The organism is Bradyrhizobium sp. LeoA1Lang, assembly GCF_055413685.1.
In genome coordinates, this window is record NZ_JBVAPG010000061.1 from 1 (window position 1) to 18,177 (window position 18,177).

The following is an 18,177-nucleotide window of genomic DNA, read 5'->3' on the forward strand; positions in this document are numbered from 1 at the left end:
TGGCCAAGGCCGCGAAGGACGCACTCGGCGTCGAGACCTTAACGGCGCTGGCCGACACCGGCTATTACAACGGCAACGCGCTCAAGGCCTGCGAGGAGGATGGGATCGTGGCTTACGTTCCGCAAGCCAAGCGCACCGCGAGGCTGCAAGCGCAGGACCGCATGAGCCACGAAGAGTTCGCCTATGAAGCCACAGCAAATGTCTATCGCTGTCCCGCCGGCAAGCTCCTGAGCCCAACGGAGGGCCGCAAGATCAACGGCGGCCGCAGCGAGATCAGGTATGTCAGCCGCAAGGCCGATTGCGACGCCTGCGCGTTGCGTGCGCGCTGCCTCTCCGCCAAGACGCCGACGCGCACCGTCTATCGCTGGGAGCATGAAGCCGTCCTCGAACGGCATCGTGCGCGGATGACGGACGCCAAAGCTCAGATGCGCCGCCGGGCCGAACTCGCCGAACACCCTTCGGCACCCTCAAATGCCGGGCCGGCTACCGCCACTTCCTCGTCCGCGGCTTCGACAAGGTCCGCGGCGAATGGAGCCTGATGGCGCTCTGCTACAACCTCACTCGCGTGCTCAGCATCCTCGGCCTGGATCGGTTCATGGCCTATCTGGCCAAGCGCCGTCCAAACTGGACGATCTTGCTTGTGACCGTCCTCGCCGTCATCGTCGACCGGCTCCAAACCCGCAGGCCGCGTCTCCGAGCCAAAATCCGCCCGGCATTCGACTGTGCCCTGTAATCCGGGCGGAAAAAATTCTTACCCAGTCTCTTCGCTTCACCCGGGCTACAAGGTCAATCGGCGCGCACGCTTTCGCCGAGCCATTCGATCGCGGCCTCGGTTCCGCCCTTGCCGTGGGGAATGCCGAGTGCGTTGAGCGCGACTTGGACCACGCCGAGGGTGCCCAAAATCATCGGCGCGTTGACATGGCCCATATGGGCGATGCGGAAGGCCTGGCCCTGCAGGTCGCCGATGCCGGTGCCCAGCACAACGCCGCATTTCTCCTTGCAATAGCGCTGCAGCGCCGCCGGGTCGTGGCCGTTCATGGTGACTGTCGTCACCGTGTTCGAGCGCTCGGCGGGTTCGGTGATGTTGAAGCCGAGCACCTGTCCCTCGGCCCATACCGCCACGGCACGCCGCACGGCTTCCGCAAGCAGGCGATGGCGCTCAAACGCATTCTCCAGCCCTTCGGCATTCAGCATGTCGATCGCCTTGCGCAGCGCGAACAACAGATGCACCGGCGCGGTGCCGGCATATTTGCGATAGTGCTCGGTGCCCTCGCGCTCGGTCCAGTCCCAATAGGGCGTGCGCAAGTTCGCCTTCTTGTGCACCTCCTGCGCGCGAGCATTCGCGGCGACGAAGCCGAGGCCGGGCGGCGTCATCAGGCCCTTCTGCGAGCCGGACATCGCAACGTCGATGCCCCAGGCGTCCATCTCGAACGGCATGCAGCCGAGCGAAGCCACGGTATCGACCATGAACAGCGCCGGATGGCCGCTCGCCTTGATCGCCTTGCCGATCGCTTCGATGTCGTTATAGGCGCCGGAGGCGGTGTCGACCTGCACCGCGAGGATCGCCTTGATCGTGTGCTCCTTGTCGCGCCGCAGCCGCTCTTCCACTTCCGCGGGGCGGATCGCGCGGCGCCAGTCGCCCTTCAACACTTCGACCTCGGCGCCCATCGCGGATGCGGCAAGACCCCAGCCGATCGCGAAGCGGCCGCTCTCCAGCACCAGCACCTTGTCGCCGCGCGACAGCACGTTGGAGAGCGTGGCCTCCCAGGCACCATGGCCGTTGGCGATATAGATGTACGATTTGCCCTTCGTGGCGAACAGTTTTGAGAGATCGCGCAGCAGGCTCTCGGTCAATTCGACCATCTCTGCCGAGTAGATATCGAGCGCCGGGCGATGCATCGCCTGCAGCACCTCGTCGGGCATCGTGGTGGGGCCGGGGATGGCCAGAAATTCCCGGCCCGCGCGAACGGTCATTGTTGGGTTCCTTATGGCTGCGTCACGGAGACAGGCTGTGAATGCAGGATGGCGACGGGAGATTCAAGAGCGACAATCATATTTGATCGACGCCGTCATTGCGAGCGAAGCGAAGCAATCCATTTCGCCACTTGCGGCGGCATGGATTGCTTCGTCGCTTCGCTCCTCGCAATGACGGTGCGAGAAGCGTTATTTTCCGATCGCGTTGGCGACTACATGCCAGATCTGATCCTTAATCTCGACCGCGGGCGGGCTCGGGATCGTCGTCGCCGGGCCGTCGCGCGGCTTGCATGCTTCCACCAGCGTCAGGATCCAGATCTCGCCGTCGGTGTAATAGAGGTCGCCGCCGCCGTTGCGGCCCGCGATCGTAGGCCCGATGCCGGTGACCTGATATTTTGCCGTCACCATGCGGGCGTTTTCCAGGTCGGAGGCGAGCAGGGCCCGCTCGGCGTCGAGGTCGGGACCGATGTGGTGGGTGATCGCGCCGGTATAGTGGCTGACGCCGACGCTGCGATCTTGCGTGGCGGCGCCGAGCCACACCGGCCGGCCCTCCTCGCCCTTGTCGAGCACCTGCCAGTAGCGGACATGGTTGCGGCGATCGGCGCTGTTTCCGATCGGCTTCTCGAAGGCGAGGTCTTCGCGGCGGCCGAGATAGAACAGATTGCTGACCGGCGCGTCGCGGTAGGGGCGGTCGAGCAGCACGCTGCCGACGATCTCGATCGATGATTTCAGTGTGATCGGATCGGCGGGATACCAGCCGGCGGCGTGCATGGCGCAGACCACGTCATACTTGTCGCCGATCAATCCGATATTCATGGGATCGCCGGGAATCCCCTGCGCGGTGCGCGTCACCATCGGCAGGTTGGCGAGGCCCTTCTGGTGCTCGTGATGGGTCCACAATGCCGGCAGCACGAGATAGGCGGAGAGGGCGTAGATCGCGAGCGTCAGCGCCAGCAGCAATTGGATGCGCCGGACCCGTCCCCGCCGCGCCGAAGGTTGCGCCTTGTCGAGCTCTGTCACTGTGCCGCGCTCTCGAACGGAGGTTGCACGGCTAGTCTAAAGCGTTTTCGAGCGAAGTGGACACCGGTTCGCGTGAAGAAAACGCGTCAAAACAAGAATCCAGAGCCTGCTCACCGCCTTGTCTCGCGGCAGCCGGCGGCTTCGGCCTCCTCGACCGAGCAGAACCAGCGCGTGCCCTTGGCGATCTTCATCTGGATCTTGGCGTACCAGCGGCTCTGCGGCGTGTGATAGATGCATTCGCCCGAGGTGTTGACGTTGCCCTTGATGGTGCAGTCGGGCGAGGGGGCGACGGGGCCGGACGCGGAGGCGAGCAGGATGCTGCGGGCGTTCTCCGGCGGCTTCACGGCGCCCAGGATCGGCGTCTTCTTGTTGCGGACGCGCCAGTCCCAGGGTGCGATGAAGGCGCCCTGCCACATCCCGGCCTTGGCTTCGCGCGCGGCTTTCTCGTCGGCCTCATAATCGTGCGTCAAGCGCGTATAGGCGAGCGCCCAGCCATTGGCGACCAGCCATCTCTGGATGTCCTGCCCCTCGACTTCGCAGCGCGCCAGGACACGGCCGCGGCGGTCGGTCGTGCCGCGGGGATGGCAGGTCCAGCTCTTGCCGCCGGCATGCTTGATCAGCTCGTCGCGCGCGGCGACCCCGCAGGTCCAGCGCTCACCGTGGGTGTTGAGGCAGAGCTGGTCGGTGGAGGGCGCGTCGATGCCGCCGAGGCGGATGCGGGTGGTGCCGATCTGGATCTGGTCGCCCTCGCGGATCTTCGGCACGCCGGTGATCTCGGCGGCCTGCGCCAGCGCGGGCGACAGCAGGAGGGCGGCGGTGAGGAGCAGCGATCGCATCGGCAGGTTCACGAATTGGCGAGCAATTGTGCGGAGATTCGGGCAAGCAAACCAGTAGCGCGAACGCCGCAGCCATTTCAACTTCGCGTCATTGGCGGCGAATGGCGAATAGGGGAAGGTCCAACCATGCGCCACGTTCCCTATTCGCTACTCGCCACTCGCCATTCGCCGTCTTGCCAGCGCCAGCGCCATTAGCACGAAGGCCGAGGTCACCTCGGGGCCGCCGACCAGGATCCGCGTCGGCGTCTTCATCTTGTTCCACTCATAGGCCTTGTACGGGGAGCGCCTGCCGCCTTCGCCGAAGCTCGCGACGATGCAGTGCAGCGCCGGCGTGAACGTCGCGACCTCGGCGCCAAGATGCGCCAGCGCCATCAGCGCCAGCGCGGCGTCGAACGCGTTCATCTCATAGGCGATCAATTCCTGCTGGACGTAAAGCAGCACCTGCGCGCGGATCATCGCGAACACACCACCCGGGTCGATCACGCGCTGCGCCGCCAAGGGAAGCGCGATGAAGGCGGCGTAGCAGCGGCCGAAATAGGCCGAGTACAGCTCCGGCAGATAATAGATATGCGAGCGCGGCTTCCTGAACGCGCCGCTTTCCACCAATCGCCGCTGGAAGTCGATGATGCGGTGCACCGTCTCCAATCGCTGCGGGGTTTCAAGAATCCGCCAGCGCTTGAGATTGCGGAAGCTGACCTCGAGGATATCGAGATTCAGCGTCGGGTCGAGGTCGTTGCCATAGGGGCGGTCGCCGGCGAGATTGTCGATCCAGGTGACGACGCCGCCCTCGTAATCGATATTGTCGTTCAGCGGCACGGTGACGCGCGGCTCGTTCGCGCCGCTCCGCACCTGGTAGCCGCGGTAGAAATCCAGGAGCGGCTGCTTGAGGATCGGATGCTCGCTGCCGGCCTGCGTCGCCGCCGAGAACGAGCAGGCGGTGGTGTCGCAATCAGGCACATAGATGCCGAAGCCGAGATCCTGCTTGATCTGGGCGAAGAAGCGCGAGAAGCGCGGATGCGGCAGGGGCGCCAGCGCCGTGATCACGTTCACCGTCGAGCCGTCATGCGAGGGCACCTCCTCGGCACTGATCCGCAAGCAGAAGTCGACCATTTCGGCGATCGCCCCGCGCGCCGCGCTGGTCTCCGCACTGGAGGCGAGCCCGGTCTCGACGAAGCTGAGCAGCGCCTCGGTGAAGAACGCATCGTAATAGGCCGAGCGGTGGCGGATCTGCATCGGCTGCCACATCGGCTCGGCGATCCCGCGCCAGGGCGGGTTGATCAGCGCGCGCGCCGGCGAATGCGCGATGAAGATGCGCGCGAGGTTGAAGAGAAGAGTCGAATTCTTGTAGCCGCGCGAGTTCAGCCCGGTCAGCGCCATCAACAGTTCGCGCCCGCCCATGTCGGCATCGCCGATCAGGTTGAACGCCGCATAGGTCGGGATGAAGCCGTTCCTCGCATAGGACCGCAGCAGATGTGCGCCGCAGGCCCGGATCACGCGCTCGATCTCGGTGGCCGCAGGCGCTCGCGCCGGCGCTGCCGCAGCGGGCAGGGGGTGCCCCACGTCGATACCTTCCATCAGCGCAGCGATGGGCGAGCCGATCGCCGCCCAATCCGGCGCCTCGGCATCGCGCGCCTCCTTAAGCGCTGCCTGCAGCGCGCCGAGCCGCGCGCCGTCGCGCAGAGCTGGCAGGCCGGTCCGCCGCAGCAGGCCGCGCAGTGCCGGATTGCCGATCGCGGTCCGGTAGAATTTCCCCAAATGCGCATCCCCGCCGCGATACTTCAGCAGCAGCGGGTCGCAGACGTCATAAAGCGACGGCGCGTCCTTGCGCACCGTGAGCGACCGGCACACGGCCCCGGCAATGTCATGAAAACCCATGCCACCCCTTTCTGGCACGCATGATCCGGAACAGCCCGGAACCGGGCGTTTCCGAAAAATCCTGCGCATCCAAGGAGGCCCCACCCAGAAGCCCCCTGCAAACCTTTGAATCGCACCACAAAATCGCGGAAAACACAAATGTGACGCAGATCACACACATCGCCGTGTTTTGGCACAATCCTACCTCCGGCGCATTACGGTTAGGACCGGAAGGCCGAATCAGGTTGCCCCGGAAGGCTTCGCAGGTTAAGGGTTTCTGTGTTGCGGTGCCGCAAATTGAGCACAATCTGACGGCACTCGATCAGGCAACCCCTAAAACCACAGACGGTTTTGACGCGACTATACAGTCGCGCCTTCGTCAACGATTGGGATCAGAAACGCATGAAGCTCAGGCAGCTCTCCCTTTCCGATCGCACGCTCATCGTCGCCGCCGCTTGCGTTGCGATGGTGTCGCTGGCGATCGGCGCGCATGCTGCGCTGAACAAGCGGCCGCTGGAAGCGCCAAAGGCTGTCGCGACCGAGCAGAGCATCGTGCCTGTGCAGGCGTCCCGCGTCGCGCTGATCATCGGCAACGGCCATTACCCCGATGCCAACCACCCGCTGCAGCAGCCGATCAACGACGCCCGCGATTTGGGCGCGGCGCTGCGCGCAAGCGGCTTCGATGTCGACGTCGTCGAGGACGCCACCAAGGACGACATGAGCCGCGCCGTCGACCGCCTGAAGGCGAAGGTCGGGCCGGATACCGTGGTCATGCTGTTCTTCGGCGGCTTCGGCGTGCAGGCCGGCCGCGAGAGCTTCATGCTCCCGGTCGATGCCGCGATCTGGAAGGAAGGCGACGTCCGCCGCGATGGCCTCAGCGTCGAGCAGGTGCTGGCCGCGATGGACGAGAAGGGCGCGAAGGCCAAGCTCGTGGTACTCGATGCTTCCCGCCGCAATCCCTATGAGCGCCGCTTCCGTTCCTACAGCCACGGCCTCGCCCCGATCAGCCCGCCCGAGAACACGCTGGTGATATCGTCGGCGACGCCAGGCAAGGTCATCGACGAGCCCGCGGTCGCCAACAGCGTGCTGGTCACTGAGCTCCTGGGCAACCTGAAGACCCAACCCGGCATCGAGGCCGCCTTCAACAAGACCCGCGCCTCGATCTCCCGCGCCAGCGAAGGCGAGCAGGTCCCGTCAGTGTCGTCGTCGCTGCTGGAAGATATTCGCTTAGGTGGCTAAGTGGCGAATAGCGAGTGGCGAGTAGCGAATAGGGAAGGAAGAGGCTGACGCTTCTTCCCTATTCGCTACTCCCTATTCGCCATTCGCCTCTATCCGTCCCTACTTCCCCTCCGCGCTCGCCATCACCGGCCGCACCGGGTCGCCCTCGCGCAGCAGGGCCCCCGCGCGCGCCACCACGATGTCGCCTTCCTGCACGCCCTCGCGGATCTCGACCTGTCCGGCCTGCATCAGCCCGGTCTCCACCCGCCGCGTCTCGACGCGGTCGCGCTTGATCACCTGCACCACGGTGCCGGCGGTGCCATAGAGGATCGCGGTCAGCGGCACCGCGACGCCGCAGCTCTGCCCGGTCTTGATCTGCGCGCGGCCGGATGAATTCACCAGGAGCCGCCGGGGGGCGTTGATGCCGACGACCACCTGGCCGAGCTGGCTGTTCGGCTCCACCGTCGGCGCCACCCGCCGCACCTTGCCGTCCATGTCGCCGGCGCCGATGACCTTGATCTGCGCCGTCTGGTTCGCCTGCAGCTTGCCGAGGTCCCGCGTCGGCACCATGCCGATCAGGTCGAATTCGTTGCGCGCGATGATCGAGAACAGCGCCTCGCCCTTGCCGCCGGCGATCGTGCCGACGATCGCGCTCGAGGCCGAGATCGTCCCCGCCACCGGCGCGGTGATGTTGAGCTGCCCGCCCTCCGGCAGGTTCAGCCGCGCCAGCATCTGCCCCGCGGTAACATTATCCCCCGGATCCGCCATCACCTCCGCCACCTTCAGCCCGAACCGCTCCGGCCGCACCTGCGTCTCCTCCCGCGGCATGATGATCCCGGAGACTTCGACGATATTGCCGAAGCAGGTTTTCGAGGCTTTCAGCACCGTGACGGTGGCGCCTTTGGGGGACTCGGGCTCTTCGGCGGCGAGGGTGGGGGAGATGGCGGCCTCGGAGAGGATGGCGGCGAAGAGGGTGAAAAGCCTCAAGCTGGTTCGATCAAAGAGATTGGACATCGGCTAATCGTTCCCAAAATCGAATTCATCGATATCAGACCGACAGCAACGGAGCTAGTCGCAGTCATTGCGGATGTTCATGTGGCGTTCTCTTGCTCGTCTTGGTAGTGCTGAGCGGCTCTTGGGGAGCAACGTGTTCGACCAAACCTTCAAGAACACGTTCTGCAGAAAAGGGCAGGCTGCTCCCCGATCTGTAGGGACTACCATGTCTGAAATTCCCGACTATCAAACGCTGATGATGCCCGTCTTGCGCGCTGCTGCGGAGGGCGAAACGACCGTACCTCAGGTTATCGAGCGTGTAGCGCAAGAATATGGTCTTACCGACGATCAACTTGCGAAGCAGCTTCCCAGCGGCGGACAGACCGTCATTGGAAATAGGACGCATTGGGCGTGTACCTATTTGACGAAGGCAGGATTGCTGGAGCGCATCCGTCGCGGAGTATTTCGTGCAACTGCGCGCGGGCTAGAAGTGTTGTCGAGGAATCCAAGTCGGATTGATAATAAATTGCTTTCGCAATTTCCGGAGTTCATAGCCTTTTTGCACAAGCGGAACACTGAGGATGCAGCGGCAACCCAGGTCCCGCAGAGTGGTACAATGCCCCATCCCAGAGCTGCTTCTGTCGGCGCAAATGCCGAAGATGGACTTCAAGCGACTGCGCCGGATGAACAGATCGACAACGCGGTCAAAGAGATTGAATTGGCGTTGCGCGAAGAACTACTCGACCGGATTTTCGCCATCCAGCCAACATCACGGCGCGCGTTATTCTTCGAACGACTTGTCTTAAAGCTGTTGGTCGCGATGGGATACGGACTAGGCGAAGCAGATCACTTGGGTGGGCGTGGCGATGGGGGAGTTGATGGAGTGATTTACTTGGATGCGCTTGGCTTGGATCGCGTTTACGTTCAGGCAAAGTGTTATGATCGAGATGTGCTGATCCAGCCGAGCCAAGTGCGTGATTTTTCGGGTAGCTTGGACGACAAGAAGACCAGCAGAGGTGTTTTCATTACAACTGCGAGGTTCAGCAAGGCCAGCATCGACTATGTTAAAGGCATTCAGAAGCAAATCATCCTTGTCGACGGCGATGATTTGGCTCAACTGATGATACGCTATCAAATCGGTGTCCGGATCGAGCGCGTTATTCAGGTTAAGCGGTTGGATGAAGATACATTCGACGAATAAGCTCTCACCCTGCACGTGTCTATCTTCCAATCTGTCCCGCATCGTGTTGAGCATCGCATGCGCTGAGACAGTCGCCCTCCCCCAATCCCCTTCGCTAGCCGCCTCGCCGACGGCTTCCGCCTTCGCTCCGCCGCGCGATAAAGCGCCTCGCCCTTTTTCGACATGCGCACCAGTTTGGCGCAGCGGTGGTGGGGATTGTCGTCGAGGGTGACGATGCCCTCTTCGACGAGCTCGTTGACGATGCGCTGCACGCCCTGGCGGTGCAAGCCCATGGAGCGTGTGAGGTCGGCGACGAGGCGGTCGCCGGCCGCGATCAGGCTGCCATTCAGGCGGAGCACTTCCAGGATCAGTTGCGTCAGCGCGTCGGTTTCGCGATCCGACGAGGGAGCTTGCTTGCTGCATGCCAGCATGCATCCATATTGAGAGAGTGCGTTGGCTTTGCTGGGGAGGGAGCGATGGTGCTCGGACTATTCGCCCTTGTCGCCGCGGCGGCGTTTGCCGGGGCGGCGTTCTATATCAATGTCGCCGAGCAGCCGGCGCGGCTCTTGCTCGACGATGCGAGCCTGCTGCGGCAATGGAAGCCGAGTTATGCGCGCGGCTTTGCGATGCAGGCGAGCCTTGCCGTCGTCTCGGCGCTATCAGGGTTTCTCGCGAGCTGGCAATTGCAGGATTGGCGGTGGTCGGCCGCGGCGGTGCTGATGCTGGCGAACTGGCCCTACACGCTGATCGTGATGATGCCGACCAACAAGCGGATCGAAGCATGGCCGCCCGAACAGGCTGGTAGCGAGTCGCGTGCGCTCGTCGTCTCCTGGGGCTGGATGCATGCGGTGCGCACGGCGCTGGGTCTGGCTGCGACCGCGATCTATCTGGCGCTCGCGATTAGCGCCTAGAGCGTTTTCGAGCGAAGCATGCCCTCGGACTTGATCCGAAGGTGGACACCCGTTCGCATAGCAATCAAGTTTACGCAGATTGCGTAGACTTAGCTGCGCAGAAAACGCGTCAAAACAAAAATCTAGAGCTTCGGTTCTGATTTGATCAGAAGCGAAGCTCTAGCGCTATTTCTCATCCGCCGCTTCGCGCGCCAGTCGCTCGGCTTTCAGCCGTTCGCGATTTTTCTGAAAGGCCTCTTGCGCGAGCTGATGGTCCCGCATGGCCTGCTCTGCATCGCGCCGTCGCTCGGCCTCTCTGGCCTTGCGCTGCTCCGGCGTTGGCTTCTCACGGGGTGTGTATGAGTCTGACATGCAGCTACAACGCGCGAGGCGACCAAAAGTTCCCTGCGCATTGCGCGGCGAAGCGAATTATCGCAATTGAATCAATATGATTTGCCTCGTCCAGGCCATCAGCGGAAAATAAACCGCTTCGGTTTCACCCCAAATCACCCCTATAAATCCGCCGTCCCGCCCGGCAAGAGGGGCGGATCGCGATCGTCACGAACGCGCGGCGGGATGCGGTGGACGCGAGGGTTGGCGAACGACGAACGCCTGGCCAGCGCGGACGGCGAAGTCGTGTGGTCCTGGCGCCCCGACGCTGGCGCTAAGTTTCTTGCGCGAAGAAGTTCGCGCGAGAGATGACGGTGGCAAGAAAGCCCGGTCACCGGGGAGAGCACGAAGGAAACCGTTAAAACCATTGCGCAGGGAAGGCCGGCGTTGCTCCGGTTGACCTGTGGTCCTACCCCCGTGCTTTTTGTTGCACGGGGCCCACGGGTGCAATCGGCACCCGGCCTTCCCTGCGCCCTCTCTTACACGAGACGGGTGAAATAGACGCAAAGCTCGGGCAGTTCGTGCCGCGAGAATGCGGATGCATGTTTCCTCAAACTCTGCTCGTCATGCCCCGTCACCGGGTCTCGCCTTTGGCGAGCCCGATGACAGGCTCCTGCGGGGCATCCAGTACGCCGCGGCCTTTGTGCTTAAGCTCCGGCGTCTCTGGAATACTGGATCGTCCGGTCAAGCCGGACGATGACAACGGAGTGGCTGTTTGAACATCGAATCTCGGGGCGCCTCAACGGTTGAAGAGCTGCCGCAGCACCTCGTTCATCGCCTGGCTATCCTGCGTCTCGCCGCTATCGCTCGGCGGCGGAGGCGCGGCGGATTGGGGCTGCGGCTCGGGCGGCTGGGCCGAGGCCGGCGGGATGCTGCGGCTCGGGCGCGGCGGCTGCGCTCCGCTGTTCAGGCCCTGCTGGATCAGGTTGCCGATGGTCTCGCCAAGCTGGCCGCCGAGCAGCCCGCCACCTTGGCCGGACTGGCCCTGGCCGTTCGTGCTGCCGCCCTGGGTGTCGGTTCCGCTGTCTTGGCTGCCTTGGCCGCCGCCGAACAGTCCGCCGAGATTGACACCGTTCGGCCCGAACAGGCCCTTGCCCATCTCGCGCAGCTTGGCATAGGCGGCCTCGGGATTGTCGAGGATGCCCTTAATCTCCGGATAGATGCGCGGGCCATCCCACGGCCCCTCGATCATCACGGGGATGCCGAGGCCGACCGGATCGCTGCTGCGGCCCTGGCCCTCGGTGGTCAGCACCAGCTTCGGCTCGACGCGGAAGCCGATCATCTTGGTGCCGAGGTCGATGGTGCCGACGCCGGTCATCTTCACCAGCGGGCCGATCAAATTGAGGTCGGTGGTGACCGCCTGGCCCTTGTCGATCTTGAAGGAGGCCGAGAGCTGGCTCAGATCCGTCGCGAGCTGATCGCCCTCCTGCCAGCCGGAGAGGGGGCTTGTGGTCAGCGAGCGGATCATCTGCGCGATGTTGAGGCCGCGGATCGCGCCGTCCCGGAATACGGTGAAGGCCGTGCCGCTCATATTCCCCATGATCGCGCGCTGGCTGTTGCCGGAGGAGCGCACCGCGATCTTCGCCTGCATCCTGCCGTCGATCTTGTCGAAATCGGCAAGGCTGCGCAGCAGCGGCAGCGCCCGCACATTGTTGAGATCGGCGTCGAGCGCGTAGGTCGGATTGCTGGTGGAAACGTCGATGGCAAGATCGCCATTGGCGTTGCCTTCATAGGCGCCGAGATTGGCGAGCCGCGCCTTCAAGATGCCGCTCATCAGCGTCGCCTCGATTGCAGCCGGCGCGAAGCGGCCATCGCCGATGTTGAGCTCGCCCGCCGAAATCTTCGCCTGCGCGTCGACATAGTTCAGCCCGATGAGGTCGAACGAGGCGTTGCTCCAGGGCTGGGCGGCCGTGCCCGGCTGGCCGCGCTGCATCGCCACCGACAGCCGCTGGAAGTCGAGATCGAGTTTCACCAGCGGCTTGTTGCTGGCGATATCGACGGAGGCCCAGCCGTTGAACGCGCCATCGCCGAGCGTGCCGGTGACGCCGTTGAACATCACCACCGTGCCGTTGAGCCGCACCTCGGTTCGCGCCGACAGCGGCGCCTGCAACAGACCGGGCGCCTCAAAGGCGATTTCGGTCGGGATGTTCTGCCGCTCGATCGGCGCCGCCGGCGCGGTCGCCTTGATCTCGAATTTCAGCGGCTGGCCGCCGCCGCGCGCATTGCCGCCGATGACGATCTTGCGGTCGCTGCCGACGGTCGCATCCGCATTGACGGCCTCGATCCGGCCTTCGACGCGGTCGCGCACATTGGAGAACACGATCGTGCCGCCGGTGACGCTGACATGCGCGATGCCGAATTTGGCCTCGCCGGTGCCGGCGGCTGTGCCCTTTGCGGGCGGATTGGGCTCGCGCACGCGCTGCAGCGGCATGGTCAGGATCGGCCGCACGATCAGGAGGTCGGTCACTTGCGGCTGGCCCGACCACAGGCTCGCCAGCGTGACGTCAGCTTGGATGCTGCTTGCAGTCAGGCGGTTGTTGATCTCGCGGTCCTTCGGATCCTGCAGCGCGATATCGTTCAGTGTGATGTTGAGCGACGGCCACAGGCTGATCTTGGCGACGCCATTGATGGCGAGCCGATAGCCGGTCTCGCGCTCGACCCGGTCCTGGATCGCCGACGTCAGGAAGCTGGAGGGGATGCCGACCACGGCAAGCAGCGCGATGACGACGATCACGGCTCCGATCGCGGCGCCTGCGATTTTCAGTGCTCTCATCTCGACATTCCAGACCGCGCAAACCTCACGCTACTCGCCGCGCCACCGCGCAGCCGGCGCCCCAAGTTTATCCCGGAAACAGGTTTCCGCTCAAAGCGGCCGAAAATAATCCGCCGCAGCTGCAAACATATGTGACTTATGGCACACTTCCATGGGGGTGAATTTTGTTAATCCGGGCTGCAGGCAAGCCGCTCGGGAGGTTATTGTGGGAGGCATTACAATGAGCAAACAGGCCGAATTTGCGGTCATTTTGAAGATGAATCCGATGTTTGCCGATTTGGGGGCGGACGAATTGCAGCGACTTGCGGGCCTTTGTCACACCCAGCACCTTCAGGCGGGCGAGGCGCTGTTCCAGAAGGGCGATGCCGGTGATGCCCTGTTCGGAGTCCGGCGCGGCCAGATCCGCATCGAGACCGGCGCCTCCGACGGCAACCGGTTGACGCTCAACTTCATGGGCCCCGGTGACCTCTTTGGCGAGGTCGCCGTCCTCGACGGTCAGGACCGCACCGCGGACGCAACTGCCGGTGAAGCAAGCGACTTGTTCGTGCTGCGCCGCGAGGATTTTCTCTCTTTCCTCGAGCGCGAGCCGAAGGTTGCCGTGAAGCTGATCGAGCTGCTCTGCCAGCGCATCCGCTGGATGAGCGAGCGCATGGAGGAATCGGTGCAGCAACCCTTGCCGGTGCGCCTCGCCAAGCGGCTCTGCGCGCTGGCGTCCGACTCCGGTTCCGAAGTCCACATTTCGCAGGAACAGCTCGGCATCGTCGTCGGCGCCGCGCGCGAAAGCGTCAACCGGCAACTCCAGCTCTGGCGCAAGGACGGCATCTTGGACCTGCAGCGCGGGCGGATCCTGCTGCACGACATGCCCAAGCTGACCGCGATGGCGAGAAATGAGTAGAACTACTCCGCTGCGGGCGAGACCATCGTCGGCGGCTGCTTGGCCGGCGGCTCGCCGTGGTGATCGGAGGGCGGTTCCTCGTCGGCGTGCGAGACGATCAGCCGCTTGCCGAAGCGCCAGATCACGTTGCCGACGTCGTCCATCACCATGAACATTGCCGGCACGAACACCAGCGACAGCACCGTCGAGAACAACAGGCCGCCGATCACGGCGAGCGCCATCGGCGAGCGGAACTCGCCGCCGGCGCCGACCGCCAGTGCGCTCGGCATCATGCCGGCCACCATGGCAACGGTCGTCATCACGATCGGGCGCGCGCGCTTCATGCCGGCGTCGATCATCGCTTCCTCGCGCCGCTGGCCGGCGCGGATCGCCTCGATGGCGAATTCCACCAGCATGATCGCGTTCTTGGTGACGATGCCCATCAGCATCAGGATGCCGATCCAGACCGGGGTGGTGAGCTGCTTGCCGGTGAGCAGCAACGCAGCGATCGCGCCGCCGATCGAAAGCGGCAGCGAGAACAGGATGGTGATCGGCTGCAGGAAGGTGCCGAACAGCAGCACCAGCACGGCATAGACCATCATCAGGCCGGCGGTGATCGCGGTGGCGAAGCCATCCGAAAGCTCGTTGAGGCTTTCGGCGTCACCCGACGGGCTCACCTTGACGCCCTTCGGCAGGCTCTTCATCACCGGCAGTTCATAAATCTGCTTGGTGGCATCGCCGAGCGCGGCATTGCCGACGAGGTCGGCCGCGACCGTCGCTTGCCGCTCGCGGTCGTAGCGGTTGATGCTGGTCGGGCCCTGATCGAGCTGGATGTCTGCGACAACAGACAACGGTACACCGCCGCGTTCGCCCCGCTGGCCGAGCGGCACCCGCAGTTGCTGCAGCATCTGCAGGTCGCTGCGCGCGCTATCCTCGAGCTGGACGCGGATCGGCACCTGGCGGTCGCCGGCGTCGAATTTCGCCAGCGCCGGGCCGACATCGCCGATGGTCGCCACGCGGATCGTCTGCGACAGGCTCTCGGTGGAGACGCCGAGCCGCGCCGCCAGTTCGGCGCGCGGCCGGATGCGCAGTTCGGGACGATCGAGCGCGGTTTCCGAGATCACATTGGCGATGATCGGAATCCGCTTCATCTGCGTCGCCAGCTCGCTTGCGACATTGTTGACGATATTGCTGTCGACGCCGGTCACGACCAGCGAGATCGCCCGCAGGCCGTTCTCGTCGAGGAACCAGTAGCGGATGTCAGGAACGTTCTCGAGCTCGTTGCTGATCGAGAGCTCGAGCTCGCGCTGGGTGATCTTGCGCTCGCTCTTGGGCGTGTAGTTGATGATCAGCGCGGCACGTCGCACTTCCTGCGTGCCCGGCGGAACTCGGCCACCGTCGACGAACACGCTTCTCACCTCCGGCCGCTTGCGCAGGCGCGCGACGATCTCCTCCGTCACCTTCTCGGTATGCGCAAGCTGCGAGCCCGGCGGCAGTTCCATCGCCAGCAGCGAGCGCGCGGTGTCCTGCGCCGGCAGGAATCCCTGCGGCAACAGCTTGATGCTCCAGATCGATGCCGCGAAGACGGCAAAGCCGATCACCACCGTGATGTAATGATGCTTCACCGACCAGGTGACCAGGCTGTGATAGGTCCGCAGCACCCGACCCGGCGGCGGTTCCTCGTGCGCCTGATGCTTGAGGAAATAAGCAGCCAGCATCGGCGTGACGAAGCGCGCTGCAAGCAGCGAGAAGAACACCTGCACCGACACCGTAATGCCGAACTGCTTGAAGAACTGGCCGGCGATACCAGACATGAAGCTTGCCGGCGCGAAGATCGCTATGATGGTAAGCGAGATCGCGATCACCGCAAGCCCGATTTCGTCGGCTGCCTCCAGCGCGGCGCGGTAGGGCGATTTGCCCATGCGCATGTGGCGCACGATATTCTCGATCTCGACGATGGCATCGTCGACAAGGATGCCGGTCGAGAGCGTGATGGCCAGGAAGCTGACGAGGTTGAGCGAAAAGCCCAGAAGGTCCATCGCCCAGAACGCCGGGAAGATCGATAGCGGCAGCGAGACCGCGGCGATGATGGTGGCGCGGAGGTCGCGCAGGAACAACAGCACGATGATGACGGCGAGGATCGCGCCCTCGAACAAGGTCGAGATCGCCGCCTCATAATTGCCCTTGGTGAATTCGACCGAGGTGTCGATTAGCTTGAGATCGACATCGGGGTAGGCGGCCTTCAGCGCATCGATCCGTTTCTGCACCGCGGCGGCGACCACCACATCGCTCGCGCCCTTGGAGCGCTTGATGCCGAGCGCGACCACCGGCTCGCCGTTGAAGCGGGCGAAGGTGCGGCGGTCGGCGATGGTGTCGGTCACCGTGCCGAGATCATCGAGCCGCACCTCTCCGCCGCCGAACAGCGGGATCATGGTGCCGGCGAGTTCGTTCAGCGTCTTGGCGCCGGCGAGTGTGCGGATTGCTTGGTCATTCTTGCCGATCTCGGCGCGGCCGCCGGCGAGGTCGACATTGGTGCCGCGCAGGATCTGGCTGACATTGACGGCGGTCAGCCCCGCCGCCTGCAGCCGGTCGGGATCGAGCGAGACCAGGATTTCGCGCTCGACACCGCCGATGCGCTCGACCTGGGCGACGCCGCGCACGCCCTGCAGTGCGCGCTTGACCACGTCGTCGACGAAATAGGAAAGCTGCTCCGGCGTCTTGCCGGGTGAGATCGCGGCATAGGTGACGATCGGCAGGCCGATGACGTCGACGCGCTGGATCAGCGGCTCGGTGACGTTTTGCGGCAGGTTGGCGCGGACGCGGGTGACAGCATCCTTGACGTCGTTCAGCGCGCGGTCGGTATTGGTCTCCAGCGCGAACTGGATCGTGGTCACTGAGAGGCCGTCGGTGATCGAAGAGGAGATGTGGCGCACGCCCTCGACGCCAGAGACGCCGTCTTCGATCGTCTTGGTGACCTGCGCTTCCAGTTCCGACGGTGCTGCGCCGAACTGCGACACCGCAACCGAGATCACGGGGATATCGGCGCTCGGCAGCCGCGTCACCGCAAGCTTGGTGAAGGAGACCCAGCCCAGCACCAGCAGGATGATCGAGAAGACGATCGACGGCAGCGGGTTCCGGATCGACCAAGCCGAGATATTCAAAGCCATTAGCGTGTCCGCGTGCGCTCGAGTTCGTCGGCGAACATGATCTTGATCTGGTCGCCGTCATGCAGCGAGGTGCCAGCATCGGCGACGACGGTTTCGCCGACGTCGAGGCCCTCAAGGATTTCCGTTGACGTGTCCGAGGTCAGCCCGACCCGCACTTTTCGCGTCTCGATCGTGTTGCCCTTGACGACCTGCAAGGTGAGGCGGTCGATCGCAGTGCGGGGAACGGCGACGCCGCAAGAGCGCTTGGCGTCGATATTGGCGCGGGCGAACATGCCGACCTTCAGCGAGGGATTGTTGGTGAGGGATATCCTGACACGGCCGAGCTGGGTGTTGCGGTCGATCTGCGGCGAGATCTGCCGCACCTTGCCGACCATGTCGGGCGCATCGTCGCGGCTGATCCGGACGGTTGCGCCCGGATTGAGCTTCAGCAGGTGAATGCTCGGCACCTCGGCTTCCAGCTCGATCTCGTTGTTGATCGCGATCCGGAACATTGGTCCGGCCTGCGGCGAGGCTGGGGCGCCGACGGCGGTCCGCACCTCCGTGACCAGGCCCGCGGCCGGTGCGCGCAGGGAAAGCGATGCTGCGCGTCCGCCGCCCTGGGCTGTCTGTTGCTGTTGCTGCGGCGGCGGGGTCAGCCGTGCCAGTTCCTGGTTCTCGGTCACGGTGTCGCCCTCACGGACAAAGACATCGGTGACCTTGGAGCCCTCCTGATCGACGCCGACCTGCGCTTCGCGACGCGGCACGATATAGCCGGTGACGCGGACCATGTCGGAGAAGCAGGCATTGGTGGATTTGGTGACGACGACGAGCGCCTGGCCTGGCGTCTCCTTCTCCTCCGGACGCGGGCGATGCTCGAACCAGTAGTAGCCGGCGCCAAGTGCGACGACAAAAACTGTTCCGAGCACAGGCTTTAGGTATTCGGAGAATTTCATCGCCGGATCGATCCAGACCTGAAGTTTAGCTGAAGCAGAACGCTTCGAATTGTTTGAAGTCTATTGCTAAAACAAA

16 protein-coding genes are annotated in these 18,177 nt (G+C 64.1%); 6 read left to right on the forward strand and 10 right to left on the reverse strand.

The genetic code is table 11. The annotated features are described in order from the left end of the window. Both ACZYOF_RS21000 and ACZYOF_RS21005 read left to right on the forward strand, forming a co-directional pair. Positions 1-539: transposase (locus ACZYOF_RS21000; RefSeq protein WP_463716973.1), on the forward strand; the 539-nt coding region annotated here is incomplete at its 5' end. Further along, complete coding sequence (locus ACZYOF_RS21005; RefSeq protein ID WP_463716974.1) at positions 539-733, forward strand: hypothetical protein; 195 nt, start codon at positions 539-541, stop codon at positions 731-733. The genes ACZYOF_RS21000 and ACZYOF_RS21005, both read left to right, overlap by 1 nt. 53 nt (positions 734-786) lie before the next feature. Here ACZYOF_RS21005 and ACZYOF_RS21010 read toward each other — a convergent pair whose 3' ends face one another. The 4 genes from ACZYOF_RS21010 to ACZYOF_RS21025 form a co-directional block, all read right to left on the reverse strand. Then, complete coding sequence (locus ACZYOF_RS21010; protein WP_463716975.1) at positions 787-1,974, reverse strand: pyridoxal-phosphate-dependent aminotransferase family protein; 1,188 nt, start codon at positions 1,972-1,974, stop codon at positions 787-789. A 189-nt stretch (positions 1,975-2,163) separates the two neighbouring features. Further along, complete coding sequence (locus tag ACZYOF_RS21015; RefSeq protein WP_463716976.1) at positions 2,164-2,994, reverse strand: LssY C-terminal domain-containing protein; 831 nt, start codon at positions 2,992-2,994, stop codon at positions 2,164-2,166. Positions 2,995-3,104: 110 nt separating this feature from the next. Further along, positions 3,105-3,830 carry a thermonuclease family protein gene (locus ACZYOF_RS21020; protein ID WP_463716977.1) on the reverse strand — a complete coding sequence of 242 codons (726 nt, stop codon included), beginning with the start codon at positions 3,828-3,830 and terminating at the stop codon, positions 3,105-3,107. Positions 3,831-3,977: 147 nt separating this feature from the next. Then, positions 3,978-5,705 (reverse strand): hypothetical protein, encoded by a 1,728-nt coding sequence (locus ACZYOF_RS21025; RefSeq protein ID WP_463716978.1) that lies wholly within the window; start codon positions 5,703-5,705, stop codon positions 3,978-3,980. A gap of 381 nt (positions 5,706-6,086) precedes the next feature. On the opposite strand from ACZYOF_RS21025, the gene ACZYOF_RS21030 reads away from it, so the two are divergent. Further along, positions 6,087-6,923, forward strand: coding sequence for a caspase family protein (locus tag ACZYOF_RS21030; RefSeq protein ID WP_463716979.1), 837 nt, complete (start codon positions 6,087-6,089; stop codon positions 6,921-6,923). Between the two features lie 99 nt (positions 6,924-7,022). On the opposite strand, the gene ACZYOF_RS21035 is transcribed toward ACZYOF_RS21030, so the two are convergent. Continuing rightward, positions 7,023-7,916 carry an efflux RND transporter periplasmic adaptor subunit gene (locus tag ACZYOF_RS21035; RefSeq protein ID WP_394565987.1) on the reverse strand — a complete coding sequence of 298 codons (894 nt, stop codon included), beginning with the start codon at positions 7,914-7,916 and terminating at the stop codon, positions 7,023-7,025. A 205-nt stretch (positions 7,917-8,121) separates the two neighbouring features. Between ACZYOF_RS21035 and ACZYOF_RS21040 the strand changes: the two genes are divergently transcribed. Beyond that, entirely contained in the window at positions 8,122-9,096 is a 975-nt protein-coding gene (locus ACZYOF_RS21040; protein ID WP_463716980.1) for a restriction endonuclease, read from the forward strand. Here ACZYOF_RS21040 and ACZYOF_RS21045 read toward each other — a convergent pair. Continuing rightward, positions 9,057-9,506 carry a MarR family transcriptional regulator gene (locus tag ACZYOF_RS21045; protein WP_394565985.1) on the reverse strand — a complete coding sequence of 150 codons (450 nt, stop codon included), beginning with the start codon at positions 9,504-9,506 and terminating at the stop codon, positions 9,057-9,059. The two genes, ACZYOF_RS21040 and ACZYOF_RS21045, sit on opposite strands and share 40 nt — an antisense overlap. 48 nt (positions 9,507-9,554) lie before the next feature. On the opposite strand from ACZYOF_RS21045, the gene ACZYOF_RS21050 reads away from it, so the two are divergent. Continuing rightward, positions 9,555-9,986: an anthrone oxygenase family protein gene (locus ACZYOF_RS21050; protein ID WP_463717003.1), complete on the forward strand. Its 432-nt coding sequence runs from the start codon at positions 9,555-9,557 to the stop codon at positions 9,984-9,986. Between the two features lie 165 nt (positions 9,987-10,151). On the opposite strand, the gene ACZYOF_RS21055 is transcribed toward ACZYOF_RS21050, so the two are convergent. Together ACZYOF_RS21055 and ACZYOF_RS21060 are read right to left on the reverse strand one after the other, a co-directional pair. Continuing rightward, positions 10,152-10,337: a hypothetical protein gene (locus ACZYOF_RS21055; protein ID WP_463716981.1), complete on the reverse strand. Its 186-nt coding sequence runs from the start codon at positions 10,335-10,337 to the stop codon at positions 10,152-10,154. A gap of 757 nt (positions 10,338-11,094) precedes the next feature. After that, a complete protein-coding gene (locus ACZYOF_RS21060; RefSeq protein WP_463716982.1) occupies positions 11,095-13,128 on the reverse strand; it encodes an AsmA family protein in 2,034 nt (677 codons plus the stop codon). A gap of 220 nt (positions 13,129-13,348) precedes the next feature. Here ACZYOF_RS21060 and ACZYOF_RS21065 point away from each other — a divergent pair, with 220 nt between their 5' ends. Next, positions 13,349-14,023: a Crp/Fnr family transcriptional regulator gene (locus ACZYOF_RS21065; protein WP_463716983.1), complete on the forward strand. Its 675-nt coding sequence runs from the start codon at positions 13,349-13,351 to the stop codon at positions 14,021-14,023. A 2-nt stretch (positions 14,024-14,025) separates the two neighbouring features. On the opposite strand, the gene ACZYOF_RS21070 is transcribed toward ACZYOF_RS21065, so the two are convergent. Together ACZYOF_RS21070 and ACZYOF_RS21075 are read right to left on the reverse strand one after the other, a co-directional pair. Beyond that, positions 14,026-17,169 (reverse strand): efflux RND transporter permease subunit, encoded by a 3,144-nt coding sequence (locus ACZYOF_RS21070; RefSeq protein WP_463716984.1) that lies wholly within the window; start codon positions 17,167-17,169, stop codon positions 14,026-14,028. Further along, a complete protein-coding gene (locus tag ACZYOF_RS21075) occupies positions 17,169-18,101 on the reverse strand; it encodes an efflux RND transporter periplasmic adaptor subunit (protein WP_130581981.1) in 933 nt (310 codons plus the stop codon). The genes ACZYOF_RS21070 and ACZYOF_RS21075 overlap by 1 nt, the downstream gene beginning before the upstream one ends. Between the last annotated feature and the right edge of the window lie 76 nt (positions 18,102-18,177).

Excerpts from the sequence above, each read along its gene's own strand:
- ACZYOF_RS21005 (WP_463716974.1), top strand. The coding sequence starts at position 539 with ATGGCGCTCTGCTACAACCTCACTCGCGTGCTCAGCATCCTCGGCCTG.
- ACZYOF_RS21010 (WP_463716975.1), bottom strand. The coding sequence starts at position 1,974 with ATGACCGTTCGCGCGGGCCGGGAATTTCTGGCCATCCCCGGCCCCACC.
- ACZYOF_RS21020 (WP_463716977.1), bottom strand. The coding sequence starts at position 3,830 with ATGCGATCGCTGCTCCTCACCGCCGCCCTCCTGCTGTCGCCCGCGCTG.
- ACZYOF_RS21025 (WP_463716978.1), bottom strand. The coding sequence starts at position 5,705 with ATGGGTTTTCATGACATTGCCGGGGCCGTGTGCCGGTCGCTCACGGTG.
- ACZYOF_RS21030 (WP_463716979.1), top strand. The coding sequence starts at position 6,087 with ATGAAGCTCAGGCAGCTCTCCCTTTCCGATCGCACGCTCATCGTCGCC.
- ACZYOF_RS21035 (WP_394565987.1), bottom strand. The coding sequence starts at position 7,916 with ATGTCCAATCTCTTTGATCGAACCAGCTTGAGGCTTTTCACCCTCTTC.
- ACZYOF_RS21040 (WP_463716980.1), top strand. The coding sequence starts at position 8,122 with ATGTCTGAAATTCCCGACTATCAAACGCTGATGATGCCCGTCTTGCGC.
- ACZYOF_RS21045 (WP_394565985.1), bottom strand. The coding sequence starts at position 9,506 with ATGCTGGCATGCAGCAAGCAAGCTCCCTCGTCGGATCGCGAAACCGAC.
- ACZYOF_RS21055 (WP_463716981.1), bottom strand. The coding sequence starts at position 10,337 with ATGTCAGACTCATACACACCCCGTGAGAAGCCAACGCCGGAGCAGCGC.
- ACZYOF_RS21060 (WP_463716982.1), bottom strand. The coding sequence starts at position 13,128 with ATGAGAGCACTGAAAATCGCAGGCGCCGCGATCGGAGCCGTGATCGTC.
- ACZYOF_RS21065 (WP_463716983.1), top strand. The coding sequence starts at position 13,349 with ATGAGCAAACAGGCCGAATTTGCGGTCATTTTGAAGATGAATCCGATG.
- ACZYOF_RS21070 (WP_463716984.1), bottom strand. The coding sequence starts at position 17,169 with ATGGCTTTGAATATCTCGGCTTGGTCGATCCGGAACCCGCTGCCGTCG.
- ACZYOF_RS21075 (WP_130581981.1), bottom strand. The coding sequence starts at position 18,101 with ATGAAATTCTCCGAATACCTAAAGCCTGTGCTCGGAACAGTTTTTGTC.